Consider the following 13,937-nt stretch of genomic DNA (forward strand, 5'->3'; position numbering starts at 1 on the left):
TGTGCATTAAAGGTGGTGATTATCATAGAGCTGAATAAACGGCAAGAACATATCATTCAGATTGTAAAAGATCACGGTCCTATTACAGGGGAATCAATTGCAGCGCAATTGGGTCTAACACGTGCGACGCTAAGACCAGACTTAGCAATTTTAACGATGGCTGGTTATTTAGAAGCACGTCCACGCGTAGGTTATTTTTATACGGGTAAAACTGGGGGGCAGCTATTATCTGAAGCTGTTAAGAAAATTAAAGTACAAGATTATCAATCTAGACCGGTTGTAATTGATAAAAATGTTTCCGTATACGATGCAATTTGTACGATGTTTTTAGAGGACGTTGGTACATTGTTCGTTGTAGATCAGATGACTCTATTAGTTGGTGTTGTGTCTCGTAAAGATTTATTAAGAGCGAGCTTAGGAAAGCAGGATTTAACCTCTCTTCCGGTTAATATTATCATGACAAGGATGCCAAACATTGCGATGTGTCGTAGAGAGGATTCTTTATATGATATTGCGATGGAATTAATAGAAAGACAGATTGATGCAATGCCAGTTGTAAAAGATACGAAACAAGGTTTAGAAGTGATTGGGCGAATTACAAAAACAAATATTACACGTGCGTTTGTAAATTTAGTAAATAACGAATAAGTGTAATTTGTTTAAAGTGAGGTAATGTAATGGATAATAAAATCGTATATGTCGTATCTGACTCTGTAGGGGAAACGGCTGATTTGGTTGTTCGAGCAGCAATGGGGCAATTCCCGTTTGCTCCTGATATTAGACGTGTACCGTATGTAGAAGATACAGGGACATTAAAAGAAGTAATTTCGATTGCTAAGAGTAATCAAGCACTTATATGTTTTACGTTAGTTAAGCCTGATATGCGCCAGTATTTAGTAACAGAGGCTGCAAAAGAAGGGGTAGAGGCATACGATATTATCGGCCCTCTTATTGATCAAATTGAAGAAATTACGGGGCAAGTGCCGAGATATGAGCCAGGTGTTGTCCGTAGGTTAGATGAAGAATACTTTAAAAAGATTGAAGCGATTGAATTTGCTGTGAAGTATGATGACGGCAGAGATGCACGAGGTATCTTAAAAGCAGATATCGTGTTGATTGGTGTTTCGCGTACATCAAAAACACCACTTTCCCAATATTTAGCTCATAACAAACGCTTGAAAGTTGCGAATGTACCACTCGTGCCAGAAGTTGACCCACCTGAAGAACTATATCAAGTGGCAAAAGAAAAATGTTTCGGTTTGAAAATTACGCCAGATAAGTTAAATCATATTCGAAAAGAACGATTAAAATCACTTGGATTAAGTGATGGAGCAACATATGCAAATATTAATCGTATTCAAGAAGAAATTGATCACTTTGAGGAAGTAATTAGTAAAATAAATTGCCAAGTAATCGATGTATCGAATAAAGCGATTGAAGAAACAGCAAATATTATTGTGAATGCAGTGCAAAACCAAAAAATGTTTTAGCACATTTACCAAAGGTGAATGTGCTTTTTTCGCTCGTGTGAAATATGATACCTATGGATTTTGTAATAGATTGTAGTGTAATGGTTATACTTATACTCCTTTGTCTTTTAGTATATTCAAGGTGTGAGTTTGTCATCCTGAAATGTAAGCTGAAAAAATAAAGGGATATGTAGCGTAGTTGAAGAAAATATATTATAATAAAAAATTGTGATAAAAACCTATATTTTACGTTTAGACTTTAATTTTTCAGAATAAACTAGGGATAGGATTTACGAAAAAGACATGTAATTACGTTAAATCGACAAAATCTATACAAGAAAACGCACATTATGGAAGGATTCACAGAAGGGATGTAGAATACAGAAATATGCAAAACATCAACAACATATTAGTTGGTGTAGATGTATATCCCGTGAAGGCTGAAATTGTGCAAGTTGGAGCGGAATTTCATGTCGGAATTTTGTTTGTCGCATCATATGCTCATCCTTTAAGGAAATAGCAAGGCAATTGGATCATTGTAGATACTGAACAAAATGGAGTTGATTGTTATATGGATCAACATGAAAAAGTTACAGATCTCAAGATCAAACAGTATATGTGGCTTGCTACTCTTCTTGTAAAAAGGTGTATATGTATTGTTTCTAAGAGATACATTTGTAACAGATGAGCAAATGTATACAATTTTATATAGCAAGTATGTATATGCGATTTATGCAGATAAAGGACCTATAGGAAAGGTTCAAAATCGTTTATACAATGTAATCGGCAACACTTTCTAACAAGTTTAGAAAAATATTGTCGAATTATAAAGGAATTTTTTAATTTATATCGAATACAAAATACGACACGGAGATGGAGTTATGGGGAACAGAATTCCCGAAGAAGTTGTTGAACAGATTCGGACATCATCCGATATTGTAGAAGTCATTGGTGAATACGTTCAACTTAGAAAACAGGGGCGTAACTATTTCGGCCTTTGTCCATTTCATGGTGAGAATTCTCCTTCATTCTCTGTTTCATCTGATAAGCAAATTTTTCATTGCTTCGGATGTGGAGAAGGTGGAAATGTATTTTCCTTTCTAATGAAAATGGAAGGACTGGCTTTTACCGAGGCTGTTCAAAAGCTAGGCGAAAGAAATGGAATTGCGGTTGCAGAGTACACATCAGGACAAGGACAACAAGAAGACATATCTGATGACACTGTCATCATGCAACAAGCTCATGAATTATTGAAAAAGTATTATCATCATTTATTAGTAAATACGGAAGAGGGAAATGAAGCACTTTCATATTTATTAAACCGTGGTATTACGAAAGAGATGATTGAGAAGTTTGAAATTGGTTATGCATCACCTGCTTGGGATGCAGCGACGAAAATTTTACAAAAAAGAGGTTTATCGCTGTCTAGTATGGAACAAGCTGGCCTTCTAATAAGAAGTGAGAAGGATGGTAGTCATTACGATCGCTTCCGTGGAAGAGTTATGTTCCCGATCTATACGTTACAAGGTAAGGTGATAGCGTTTAGTGGAAGGGCGTTAGGGGATGACACTCCGAAATATTTAAATAGCCCTGAAACACCGATTTTTCACAAAAGTAAATTGTTGTATAACTTCCACCAAGCAAGACCGTTTATTAGAAAGCGTGGGCAAGTGGTTCTTTTTGAAGGATATGCCGATGTACTAGCTGCGGTAAAAAGTGGTGTGGAAGAAGCTGTTGCGACAATGGGAACAGCTTTAACTGAAGAACAAGCAAAACTTCTGCGACGTAACGTTGAAACTGTTGTTCTTTGCTATGATGGTGATAAAGCAGGGCGAGAAGCGACGATGAAAGCAGGGCAATTATTGCTAAAAGTTGGTTGCCAAGTGAAAGTCACATCCTTGCCAGATAAGCTTGATCCTGATGAATATGTGCAACAATATGGGACTACCGCTTTTGAAAATCTTGTGAAATCAAGTGTGAGTTTTGTTGGTTTTAAAATAAATTATTTGCGTTTAGGGAAAAATTTGCAAGATGAGTCTGGCAAAGAAGAATATGTGAAAAGTGTTTTAAAAGAGTTATCGTTGTTACAAGATGCGATGCAGGCAGAGTCATATTTGAAGTCATTATCGCAAGAATTTTCGTATTCAATGGAAACACTTTTGAATCAATTGCACCAATATCGCAAAGAACAAAAGGTACAGCAAAAACAAATAAAGCAGGTTGCTAAACCGTCTCAAGTCGTTCAAACAAAACCGAAGTTAACAGGTTTTGAAAGAGCGGAAAGAGAAATTATTTACCATATGTTGCAAAGTGCAGAAGTAGCTGTTCGTATGGAATCCCATATAGAAGATTTTCATACAGAAGAACATAAAGGGATTTTATATGAACTATACGCATATTATGAAAAGGGAAATGAACCTTCAGTCGGAACATTTTTAAGTTGGCTCTCTGATGAAAAGTTGAAAAATATTATCACTGATATTTCGACGGATGAATTTATTAATCCAGAATACACAGAAGAAGTGTTGCAAGGCCATTTGGAGACGCTTAGACGGCATCAGGAAAAACTTGAAAAGATGGAGATCATCTTTAAAGTGAAACAAATGGAAAAAACAGATCCTGTAGAGGCTGCTAAATATTATGTAGCATATTTACAAAATCAAAAAGCGAGAAAATAGCTTTTTTGATAAAGTTTTAGTATAATGAATGTTTGTATCTCGCGTAAGGAGGGGAACAGATGGCTGACAAACCAGCTCGTTCTAAACAAATTGAAACTGAAATGACCCTTGAGCAAGTGAAAGAACAACTCACTGAGCTCGGAAAAAAACGTGGCGTTCTTACATATGAAGAGATTGCAGAACGCATGAATGGATTTGAAATTGAATCCGATCAAATGGATGAATACTATGAATATTTAGGTGAACAAGGCATTGACTTAGTTGGTGATAATGACAACGAAGAAGGCCCTAATAATCGCCAAATTACAAAAACAGAAGAAGAGTTTGACCTCAATGATTTAAGTGTACCACCTGGGGTTAAAATCAACGATCCTGTTCGTATGTATTTAAAAGAAATTGGTCGTGTAGACTTACTATCTGCAGAAGAAGAAATTCGACTTGCAACGCGTATTGAAGAAGGCGATGAAGAAGCGAAACGTCGTCTTGCAGAAGCAAACTTACGTCTTGTAGTAAGTATTGCAAAGCGCTACGTAGGCCGTGGTATGCTTTTCTTAGACTTAATTCAAGAAGGTAATATGGGTCTAATTAAAGCTGTTGAAAAGTTCGATTATCGTAAAGGTTTCAAATTTAGTACGTATGCAACTTGGTGGATTCGCCAAGCTATTACACGTGCGATTGCGGACCAAGCGCGAACAATTCGTATTCCAGTTCATATGGTTGAAACGATTAATAAGTTAATTCGTGTACAACGTCAATTATTACAAGATTTAGGTCGCGAACCGTCTCCTGAAGAGATTGGTGAAGAAATGGATCTTGCTCCAGAAAAAGTACGTGAAATCTTAAAAATTGCACAGGAGCCAGTTTCTCTTGAAACACCAATTGGTGAAGAAGATGACTCCCATTTAGGTGACTTTATTGAAGACCAAGAAGCAACATCGCCTGCGGACCATGCAGCCTATGAATTGCTAAAAGAACAATTAGAAGATGTGTTAGATACACTAACAGATCGTGAAGAAAATGTTCTGCGTCTTCGTTTCGGTTTAGATGATGGACGAACTCGTACGCTTGAAGAAGTTGGGAAAGTATTCGGCGTAACGAGAGAGCGTATCCGTCAAATTGAAGCAAAAGCACTTCGCAAATTAAGACATCCAAGTCGTAGTAAGCGTCTTAAGGATTTCTTAGAATAGGTTATTTTTTAAGTTTACTTCACCTTTGTGAAGTAAACTTTTTTATTTTGTTAATTTTTGTTAAAATTTAGCTATCGGCAACGATTACAATTTCTTGTAATTTATTTTACAGAATTGTCTTTTGATTTGCAAATGCTCATTTTTCGATTTTTCGATTAATTTTGTTTATTCTATACAAAAATATATGTAGAAAAGCGAAAAATATGATGAGAAACGTTAATAATTATCGAAATAATAAGCTATATGACAATAAAAAACAATAAACTGAATTTATGGAATATTTTTAACAAGTAGTAGTTTTCTCTTTTCTGATAGAGCGTTTTCAAGTACAATGGAAATGACTGAATCATCTAACTATTTAGGGGTATAGAGGGGGGAGAAGAGATATGAAACGTAATCCGCTGATTCCGTTCGCTCTTATTGCAGCATTGGGTATTATCGTTATGTTTGTATTTTCATTTCAGGGGCTAAATAAATCTAAAGAGTTAGCTGATGCAAAAAATGGCGGGAAGCCAGCACAAACAGCATCAAAACCAGAGGATATTGTGAAGCAAAGCTGTACGAGCTGCCACGGTGATCAGTTACAAGGGGCAGTAGGACCTAACTTACAAAAAATTGGTGGGAAACTTTCAAAGGATGAAATTAAAGAAATTCTTTCGAAAGGAAAGGGCAATATGCCTGCTAATATAGTTCCAGCTGATCAAGCCACTAAAGTAGCTGATTGGTTATCGAAGAAAAAATAAAGTTCCGTATGACAAGTCTTTTGCTTATGCAAAGGGCTTGTTTTTCTATATTTTCTAAAATACGATGAATGATAGAGAAGTGAATTGTTGTTATAGGCTTGCAACAACTACTATAAATTCATTATCATGGAGACAGACTGACAAGAGAAGGAGTAATGGAAATACATGAATGAAGTAAGGCTTTCAAAACGATTAGAAGAAGTTGTGCGTGAAATACCGGTAGGATCTACAGTTGCTGATATTGGATCGGATCATGCGTATTTACCGTGTTATACAATTATAAATAATATTGCTACAAAAGCAGTTGCTGGAGAGGTTGTAGATGGACCGTTTCGCTCTGCACAAGCAACTGTAGCTGAAAGTGGCTTGCAAGATAAAGTAGATGTGCGTAAAGGGAATGGATTAGCTGTTATAGCGCCAGGAGAAGTAGATGTAATTACGGTTGCTGGAATGGGCGGAGCGTTAATTCGTGACATTTTAGAAAGTGGTAAAGAAAAATTAGAAGGTGTAACACGTTTAATTTTACAGCCGAATATTGCAGCACATCATATTCGTGAATGGTTTGTTGAAAATGGTTGGGAGCTTATCCATGAAAAAATCGTAAAAGAAGATGGGAAAATTTATGAGATTTTAGTAGGAGAGCGAGGAAATGTCGAAGCACCTTACTTGGAAAATAAACAAGCGGGATTGTTTATGGGGCCATTTTTAATAAAAGAAAAAAGTGAAGCTTTCGTTGAAAAATGGGAAGGGGAATTGAAAAACTTCCAAAATATTTTAAAACAGTTAGAACGTGCGGCTAATTCTGAAGAAACAAAAGCGAAACGTGCAGAAGTAGAAGCGAAAATGAAAATGATAGGGGAGATTTTATCATGAGTAAAATTCCAAACGGCCATGAAATTATTTCTTTATTTGAAAGTATGTATCCGAAGCATCTGGCGATGGAAGGAGATAAAATTGGTCTGCAGATTGGAGCGCTTAATAAATCTGTACAACACGTATTAATTGCATTAGATGTAACGGAGGAAGTTGTGGAGGAAGCGATTCAATTAGGGGCGAATGTCATTATCGCGCATCATCCTTTAATTTTTAATCCGTTAAAAGCGATTCATACAGATAAAGCGTACGGAAGAATTATTGAAACGTGTATTAAAAATGATATTGCCATTTATGCAGCGCATACAAATGTGGATGTTGCCAAGGGCGGGGTAAATGATTTACTTGCTGAGGCGTTAGGGTTGCAAAATACAGAAGTTTTGGCACCGACATATGCAGAAGAAATGAAAAAAGTTGTTGTGTTTGTGCCAGTAACTCATGCAGAGGAAGTACGAAAAGCATTAGGAGACGCAGGTGCTGGTCATATCGGCAATTATAGCCACTGTACGTTTAGTAGCGAGGGTACAGGTACGTTTGTACCTCAAGAGGGGACAAATCCTTATGTAGGGGAAACTGGACAGTTAGAGCGCGTAGAAGAAGTGCGGATCGAAACGATTATTCCAGTTTCACTACAACGAAAAGTGATTAAAGCAATGGTAACGGCACATCCATATGAAGAAGTAGCGTATGATGTGTATCCACTTGATAACAAAGGCGAAACATTAGGGCTTGGGAAAATAGGATACTTAAAAGAAGAAATGACACTTGGACAGTTTGCAGAACATGTAAAGCAATCATTAGATGTAAAGGGTGCACGAGTTGTTGGGAAATTAGATGATAAAGTGCGCAAAGTAGCTGTACTTGGTGGTGATGGTAACAAATACATCAATCAAGCTAAATTTAAAGGAGCAGATGTATATGTAACAGGTGACATGTATTATCATGTTGCTCATGATGCGATGATGCTCGGTTTAAATATAGTTGACCCAGGACATAACGTTGAAAAAGTAATGAAGCAAGGTGTGCAAAAGCAATTACAAGAAAAAGTGGATGCAAAGAAACTCAATGTACACATTCATGCTTCGCAATTACATACAGATCCATTTACATTTGTATAAGAAAAATAAAAACCGTTGCTCATATAGGCAACGGTTTTTATTATTGTTCTTTTTTCACTTTTACACGAGGTAATATTTTTTGTAACGGTACTTTTCGAACTCTCTCCCATGTAGCGGGATTCATTGGGTCATATTGATCTAAGAAAGCGATAACTTCTTTTGTAATTGGAGTTGGAGTAGAAGCACCTGCTGTAACAGCTACGTTTTCTACACCTTGTAGCCACTCTAATTTAATCTCACTTACGTCTGCAACGCGGTATGCTTTCGTACCAGCAATTTCTTGTGACACTTGTGCTAAACGGTTTGAGTTGTTACTTTTCGGATCACCGACAACAATTGTTAAGTCTGCAACATCAGCTTGTTTAGCGACAGCTTCTTGGCGAACTTGAGTTGCTAAACAAATTTCTTTATGGAATTCTGCTGTTGGGAATTTTTTTTGAATGTCCTCCATTAAATGTTGAACATCCCATTGACTCATCGTTGTTTGATTCGTTACTAAAATTTTATCTGTTGGGATTTCTAACGTTTTTAAATCATCGGCTTTTTCGATAAGGTGAACGATGTCAGGTGCAATACCAACTGCGCCTTCTGGCTCTGGATGATTTTTTTTACCGATATAAATGACATGATACCCTTCCGCTTTCTTAGCTTCGATAAGGTCATGTGTCTTGGTAACATCTGGACAAGTGGCATCAATTGTTGTTAAACCTTTTTCTTTTGCGCGTTGTTTAACTTCTGGAGAAACACCGTGTGCAGTGAAAATAACAGTACCAGAATCAATTTTATCTAAAATTTCTAAGCGACTTGGACCGTCTAATGTGATGATTCCATCTTCTTCAAAAGCGTCTGTAACATGTTTATTGTGAACAATCATACCTAAAATATAAATGGGTCTCGGCAATGATTTATCTAATGCGGCGTTACGTGCAATTACCATTGCATCGACAACACCGTAGCAATAACCACGAGGGGAAATTTTAACAATTTTCATATGAGTAATCCTCTCCTTCTAAACAAGGGATACTTTTGTGCATAGTCTTTTACATTATAAAGGAGGAGTGGATAGAAAACAAAGGATTGTTACACATATAGTTTTGGTTTTGTTGCTGTTTTTTGAACAGGCTCCTCTCGTAATTCTTTTTCTATGACTGGCTCAATCACTATTTTTTTTCTTTTTCTTTTTTTTTGTGGAGGAGGTGGAGTTGCTACCTCAACCTTTTCTGTTATGTCTTCAGCCTGATTTTTAGTTGAATCTTCTTCCGTACTTTTTCCAGAGGTGAGGATTTTAACAATGCTTGGTAGGTTACGCATAATAGGGCCGTACTGTTCGACGACAGGGCTTACAGATTGAACGACTTGGGATACTTTTTCTATATTGTTTATCATATTAGTTGGATTCGAAATTAAATTCACAAAAAAACTGCCGATGCCGCTACTGGATGCTGCTGTAGTTGTTGCACCGCCGCGCGTTTCGTTTGATTCGTACATTTGAGGGGGAATCATTTGCTCTGGATGCTGCTGCATGTATGGTTGATATTGCTGTGAGTACTGCTGTGAGTACTGCTGTGGGTATTGCTGTTGATATTGGGGTTGATATTGTTGCCGATATTGAGGTGGCGGTTGCTGGTGCTGGTGCATCAATGGTGGCGGTCCTTCCATTTGTCGATAAGGCGGAACCATTTGCATGTAAGGTTCGGTTGGATCGTGTTTTTTAAAGAGTTTAGCAAGGAACCCTTTCTTTTTTTGTGCCATCGGTGGTAGTTGTGGAATTGGATATGGTGTATAAGGTTGCTGCCCTTGATTTGGATACATTTGTCTTGTGGGGGATTTTGGAAACATGTGAGAAATCCTCCTTTCTTCAGTTAGGTATATACACATACAATATGCAATAAGGGGGAAGAAGGTTAGTTTTTGAAGGGAAAACCTAAACTAAAGATGGATTTTACTTGTAGATTTCGATATAATGTAGACTTGACTGATTTGTGCGCGCAGTAGAAATTTAGAAAGAAGGTGTAACTTATGACACAACAAACTTTTACACAGTATGATTTTAAACCATTTTTAATAGATGCAGTTCGTGAACTACGCTTTACAGAGCCGACAGGAATTCAGCAGAAAATTTTCCCGGTCGTGAAAAAAGGTGTAAGTGTAATTGGACAATCCCAAACAGGTTCTGGGAAAACACATGCATACTTACTTCCTACATTGAACAGAATTAATGCAAGCCGTGAAGAAGTACAACTTGTTATTACAGCACCTACTCGTGAGTTAGCACAACAAATTTACGAAGAGATTGTGAAATTAACAAAATTCTGTGCGGAAGATCAAATGATTACAGCGCGTTGTTTAATTGGTGGAACTGATAAACAACGTTCAATTGAAAAGTTGAAAAAACAACCTCATATCGTAGTCGGGACACCAGGACGTATTAAAGACTTAGTAGAAGAACAAGCATTATTTGTTCATAAAGCAAATACGATTATTGTCGATGAAGCTGACTTAATGCTTGATATGGGATTCATTCACGATGTAGATAAAATTGCAGCACGCATGCCTAAAAACTTGCAAATGCTAGTTTTCTCTGCAACAATTCCTCAAAAACTAAAACCGTTTCTGAAGAAATATATGGAGAATCCAGAGCATATTCATATCAATCCAAAACAAGTTGCAGCTGGAAACATTGAACACTATTTAGTGCCTTCTAAACATCGTAATAAAATTGATTTAGTGAATAAAATGCTACTTCAATTTAAACCGTATTTAGCAGTTGTTTTCACGAATACGAAAAAAATGGCAGATCAAGTTGCTGATGGATTAATGGAACGCGGCTTAAAAGTTGGACGAATTCACGGGGATTTATCACCACGTGATCGTAAAAAAATGATGAAACAAATTCGTGACCTTGAATTCCAATATATTGTTGCGACTGATTTAGCAGCACGTGGTATTGATATTGAAGGAATTAGCCATGTTATTAACTATGAGCTACCATCAGATTTAGATTTCTTCGTTCACCGCGTTGGAAGAACAGCACGTGCGGGGCATTCTGGTATTGCAGTGACGATTTATGATCCAGCAAACGAAGAAGCATTAGATAGCTTAGAAAAACAACGTCATATCGAGTTTAAACATGTAGATTTACGCGGAGATGAGTGGGCGGATTTAGGTGAGCGTCGTCGTCGTAAGAGCCGTAAAAAACCAAATGACGAACTTGATGTTATGGCAACGAAAGTTATTAAAAAACCGAAAAAAGTAAAACCAAACTATAAACGTAAACTTGCAACAGAACGTGACAAAGTGAAGAGAAAATATAGCAATAAAAAAAGATAAGGGGTTTCCCTTATCTTTTTTTAATCCCGCTAATTTAAATGAAGAGTATAGTCTGTTTAAATACTCATATAAATTTGTGTAGTGCGTCTTTTGTGAACAAACAATTCACTACATATTTCTACAAATTATGCTATCATTATATCTATTGTATATTGAAGAGGTGATTGTATGTTAAAGATTGGATCTCATGTTTCCATGAGTGGTAAGAACATGTTATTAGCAGCAAGTGAAGAGGCTGTTTCATACGGTGCAACAACGTTTATGATTTATACAGGTGCACCGCAAAATACACGAAGAAAACCAATTGAAGAATTGAACATAGAAGCAGGAAGAAAACATATGGAGCTGAATGGTATTGAGGAAATTATCGTCCATGCGCCGTATATTATTAATGTTGGGAATACGACGAAGCCAGAAACATTCCAATTAGGTGTAGACTTCCTTCGTATGGAAATTGAAAGAACATCGGCATTAGGTGTAGCGAAACAAATTGTTCTTCACCCAGGAGCGCACGTTGGGGCTGGAGCAGATGCTGGTATTCAACAAATTATTAAAGGGCTTAATGAAGTACTAACGCCAGAACAGACGGTTAACATTGCGTTAGAGACGATGGCAGGAAAAGGAACAGAATGTGGTCGTAGCTTTGAAGAAATTGCAAAAATCATTGATGGCGTAAAATATAATGAAAAGCTATCTGTATGCTTTGATACGTGTCATACGCACGATGCAGGATATGATATTGTAAATGACTTTGACGGTGTATTAAACGAATTTGATAAGATCGTTGGTATAGATCGTTTACAAGTACTTCATATTAATGATAGTAAAAATGTACGCGGAGCAGGAAAAGACCGTCATGAAAACATCGGATTTGGTCACATTGGGTATAAAGCGTTGCATCACATTGTACATCATCCACAGTTAATGCATGTACCAAAAATTCTTGAAACACCGTATGTAGGGGAAGATAAAAAAGATAAGAAGCCACCATACAAATTGGAAATCGAAATGCTGAAAAACGGTACTTTTGATGAAGGGCTTCTTGAAAAAATTAAAGCGCAATAAGGAGGGGATTTCCCCTCCTTATTTTAGTAATTGCTGAAATAAGGTATTTACTTGTTGGGCAGTGGCAGGGGAAGTTACTTTTGCGATCTGTTTTAAGAGCTCTAGTCGCTCGTTGTTATCGTAAATATTAATATTTTTACCTTTCATAAGTAAAACGATTTGGTCAGCTTGTGCAGTCGTAATAGAAACTTCATATTCTTTGCTATATTTTAATAACTCTTTTGTAGAAATATGATTTAATTTTTTATTAACAATTTGTTTAATGAGGTTCATCTTGTTATCCTCCTTCACGCGTTCTTCTATCGAAATATATGAGCATATAGCTTGTACATATTCGTATAGAGTTTCTTTTTTCATGAGGAAAAGAAGCGTATGTTATAATATAAGGACAAAACTACAGAAAAAGAGTAAAGGGAGGACCTATGGAGCAAAAGCAACATCGAAAAGAAAGTGTTATTCATCTCATTTATCGTTTAGTTATGATTATTTTTGGGGCAGCATGCGCAGCGGTAGCGATTGAACTATTTTTAATGCCAAATAAAATTATTGATGGTGGAATTATTGGTATTTCTCTTATATTAGATTATCTTACTCCTAATATTTGGTGGTTAAGTTTTTCTACTTTAGTCGTTGTTCTCAATATCCCATTTATGTATTCGGGTTATAAGCAAATTGGAAAAACATTTATGTTATCTTCGGCATTTGGTATTGTAGCGTTAGCATTCATTGAGTCAACGTTACATGCGGTGCCACCGTTTACAACAGAGCCTATTTTAGCGACTGTGTTTGGTGGTCTTATTTTAGGTCTTGGTGTAGGACTTGTAATTCGTCATGGTGGATCGTTAGATGGAACTGAAATTATGGGGATTTTATTAACGAAGAAATTACCGTTCTCTGTTGGTGAATTCGTAATGTTTGTGAACTTATTTATTTTTGCATGGGCAGCATTTGTGTTTGGTGTGGAACAAGCGATGTATTCTGTTATGACGTACTATATTGCATTTAAAACGATCGATACAGTAATTCAAGGGCTAGATGAAACGAAAGCAGTTTTAATTGTATCTGATCAATATGAGGAAGTATCAAATGCGATTTTACATCGACTCGGCCGTGGAACTACAAAGCTTGTAGCAAAAGGTGGTTACACAGATAAAGAAAAAGAAGTTATTTATGCAGTTGTAACGCGTCTAGAAGTGACGAAGTTAAAGTCAATTGTGCATGAAATTGATGAAAATGCGTTTGTTACGATTATGAGCACGCAAGAGACAAATGGTGGTAAGTTTAAATCGGCTATTCACTAAACATATATAGGAATATTTTTCGAAAGCAGAGAATTTTTCTCTGCTTTTTGTTATAATAGTAAGGTTTCTTGAAAAAATAGATATATTTTAGGCAGATTGGTTTACAACTATAATAAGCTGTACTATAATTCAAATAGATATAAATCGGAATCATTCTGAATTAAAATAGGTGA

At 36.5% G+C, this 13,937-nt stretch carries 15 protein-coding genes; 12 read left to right on the plus strand and 3 right to left on the minus strand.

Annotated features, from left to right (window positions below):
* Positions 1-15 precede the first annotated feature (15 nt).
* The 9 genes from BUA87_RS15960 to BUA87_RS15990 all read left to right on the plus strand — a co-directional run bounded on the left by BUA87_RS15960 (position 16) and on the right by BUA87_RS15990 (position 8,068).
* A complete protein-coding gene (locus BUA87_RS15960) occupies positions 16-648 on the plus strand; it encodes a transcriptional regulator CcpN (RefSeq protein WP_000583756.1) in 633 nt (210 codons plus the stop codon).
* A 29-nt stretch (positions 649-677) separates the two neighbouring features.
* A complete protein-coding gene (locus BUA87_RS15965) occupies positions 678-1,490 on the plus strand; it encodes a pyruvate, water dikinase regulatory protein (protein WP_000368944.1) in 813 nt (270 codons plus the stop codon).
* Positions 1,491-1,857: 367 nt separating this feature from the next.
* Positions 1,858-1,989, plus strand: coding sequence for a hypothetical protein (locus tag BUA87_RS31850; protein ID WP_002024806.1), 132 nt, complete (start codon positions 1,858-1,860; stop codon positions 1,987-1,989).
* Positions 1,990-2,125: 136 nt separating this feature from the next.
* Entirely contained in the window at positions 2,126-2,269 is a 144-nt protein-coding gene (locus BUA87_RS31370; RefSeq protein WP_000479733.1) for a hypothetical protein, read from the plus strand.
* A gap of 81 nt (positions 2,270-2,350) precedes the next feature.
* On the plus strand, positions 2,351-4,147 hold the full coding sequence (gene dnaG / locus BUA87_RS15970) for a DNA primase (protein ID WP_000528221.1): 1,797 nt from the start codon (positions 2,351-2,353) through the stop codon (positions 4,145-4,147).
* 59 nt (positions 4,148-4,206) lie between these two features.
* Complete coding sequence (gene rpoD / locus BUA87_RS15975) at positions 4,207-5,334, plus strand: RNA polymerase sigma factor RpoD (protein ID WP_000764066.1); 1,128 nt, start codon at positions 4,207-4,209, stop codon at positions 5,332-5,334.
* A gap of 386 nt (positions 5,335-5,720) precedes the next feature.
* A complete protein-coding gene (gene cccA, locus BUA87_RS15980) occupies positions 5,721-6,077 on the plus strand; it encodes a cytochrome c550 (RefSeq protein ID WP_000828142.1) in 357 nt (118 codons plus the stop codon).
* Between the two features lie 165 nt (positions 6,078-6,242).
* Complete coding sequence (locus tag BUA87_RS15985; RefSeq protein ID WP_065229367.1) at positions 6,243-6,950, plus strand: tRNA (adenine(22)-N(1))-methyltransferase; 708 nt, start codon at positions 6,243-6,245, stop codon at positions 6,948-6,950.
* On the plus strand, positions 6,947-8,068 hold the full coding sequence (locus BUA87_RS15990) for a Nif3-like dinuclear metal center hexameric protein (RefSeq protein WP_000036248.1): 1,122 nt from the start codon (positions 6,947-6,949) through the stop codon (positions 8,066-8,068). The genes BUA87_RS15985 and BUA87_RS15990 overlap by 4 nt, the downstream gene beginning before the upstream one ends.
* A gap of 40 nt (positions 8,069-8,108) precedes the next feature.
* Here BUA87_RS15990 and BUA87_RS15995 read toward each other — a convergent pair whose 3' ends face one another.
* Complete coding sequence (locus BUA87_RS15995; RefSeq protein ID WP_000706657.1) at positions 8,109-9,059, minus strand: 4-hydroxy-3-methylbut-2-enyl diphosphate reductase; 951 nt, start codon at positions 9,057-9,059, stop codon at positions 8,109-8,111.
* An 89-nt stretch (positions 9,060-9,148) separates the two neighbouring features.
* The gene (gene vrrA / locus BUA87_RS16000) at positions 9,149-9,907 is read right to left on the minus strand and encodes a VrrA/YqfQ family protein (RefSeq protein ID WP_071713598.1); all 759 of its coding nucleotides are present in this window, start codon (positions 9,905-9,907) and stop codon (positions 9,149-9,151) included.
* 180 nt (positions 9,908-10,087) lie between these two features.
* Here vrrA and BUA87_RS16005 point away from each other — a divergent pair, with 180 nt between their 5' ends.
* Positions 10,088-11,398: a DEAD/DEAH box helicase gene (locus BUA87_RS16005; RefSeq protein WP_000194023.1), complete on the plus strand. Its 1,311-nt coding sequence runs from the start codon at positions 10,088-10,090 to the stop codon at positions 11,396-11,398.
* Between the two features lie 168 nt (positions 11,399-11,566).
* The gene (locus BUA87_RS16010; protein ID WP_000912471.1) at positions 11,567-12,463 is read left to right on the plus strand and encodes a deoxyribonuclease IV; all 897 of its coding nucleotides are present in this window, start codon (positions 11,567-11,569) and stop codon (positions 12,461-12,463) included.
* Positions 12,464-12,481: 18 nt separating this feature from the next.
* On the opposite strand, the gene BUA87_RS16015 is transcribed toward BUA87_RS16010, so the two are convergent.
* Positions 12,482-12,736 carry a DUF2624 domain-containing protein gene (locus BUA87_RS16015; protein WP_001048958.1) on the minus strand — a complete coding sequence of 85 codons (255 nt, stop codon included), beginning with the start codon at positions 12,734-12,736 and terminating at the stop codon, positions 12,482-12,484.
* Positions 12,737-12,885: 149 nt separating this feature from the next.
* On the opposite strand from BUA87_RS16015, the gene BUA87_RS16020 reads away from it, so the two are divergent.
* Positions 12,886-13,764, plus strand: coding sequence for a YitT family protein (locus BUA87_RS16020; RefSeq protein ID WP_000435960.1), 879 nt, complete (start codon positions 12,886-12,888; stop codon positions 13,762-13,764).
* Positions 13,765-13,937: the final 173 nt, after the last annotated feature.

This window comes from Bacillus sp. bc15 (assembly GCF_900142585.1).
GTDB lineage: Bacteria > Bacillota > Bacilli > Bacillales > Bacillaceae_G > Bacillus_A > Bacillus_A cereus.

What these genes read in the sequence shown, in the direction of transcription:
- BUA87_RS15965 (WP_000368944.1), top strand. Translation starts at nt 678, where the DNA reads ATGGATAATAAAATCGTATATGTCGTATCTGACTCTGTAGGGGAAACG.
- BUA87_RS31850 (WP_002024806.1), top strand. Translation starts at nt 1,858, where the DNA reads ATGCAAAACATCAACAACATATTAGTTGGTGTAGATGTATATCCCGTG.
- dnaG (WP_000528221.1), top strand. Translation starts at nt 2,351, where the DNA reads ATGGGGAACAGAATTCCCGAAGAAGTTGTTGAACAGATTCGGACATCA.
- rpoD (WP_000764066.1), top strand. Translation starts at nt 4,207, where the DNA reads ATGGCTGACAAACCAGCTCGTTCTAAACAAATTGAAACTGAAATGACC.
- cccA (WP_000828142.1), top strand. Translation starts at nt 5,721, where the DNA reads ATGAAACGTAATCCGCTGATTCCGTTCGCTCTTATTGCAGCATTGGGT.
- BUA87_RS15985 (WP_065229367.1), top strand. Translation starts at nt 6,243, where the DNA reads ATGAATGAAGTAAGGCTTTCAAAACGATTAGAAGAAGTTGTGCGTGAA.
- BUA87_RS15990 (WP_000036248.1), top strand. Translation starts at nt 6,947, where the DNA reads ATGAGTAAAATTCCAAACGGCCATGAAATTATTTCTTTATTTGAAAGT.
- BUA87_RS15995 (WP_000706657.1), bottom strand. Translation starts at nt 9,059, where the DNA reads ATGAAAATTGTTAAAATTTCCCCTCGTGGTTATTGCTACGGTGTTGTC.
- vrrA (WP_071713598.1), bottom strand. Translation starts at nt 9,907, where the DNA reads ATGTTTCCAAAATCCCCCACAAGACAAATGTATCCAAATCAAGGGCAG.
- BUA87_RS16005 (WP_000194023.1), top strand. Translation starts at nt 10,088, where the DNA reads ATGACACAACAAACTTTTACACAGTATGATTTTAAACCATTTTTAATA.
- BUA87_RS16010 (WP_000912471.1), top strand. Translation starts at nt 11,567, where the DNA reads ATGTTAAAGATTGGATCTCATGTTTCCATGAGTGGTAAGAACATGTTA.
- BUA87_RS16015 (WP_001048958.1), bottom strand. Translation starts at nt 12,736, where the DNA reads ATGAACCTCATTAAACAAATTGTTAATAAAAAATTAAATCATATTTCT.
- BUA87_RS16020 (WP_000435960.1), top strand. Translation starts at nt 12,886, where the DNA reads ATGGAGCAAAAGCAACATCGAAAAGAAAGTGTTATTCATCTCATTTAT.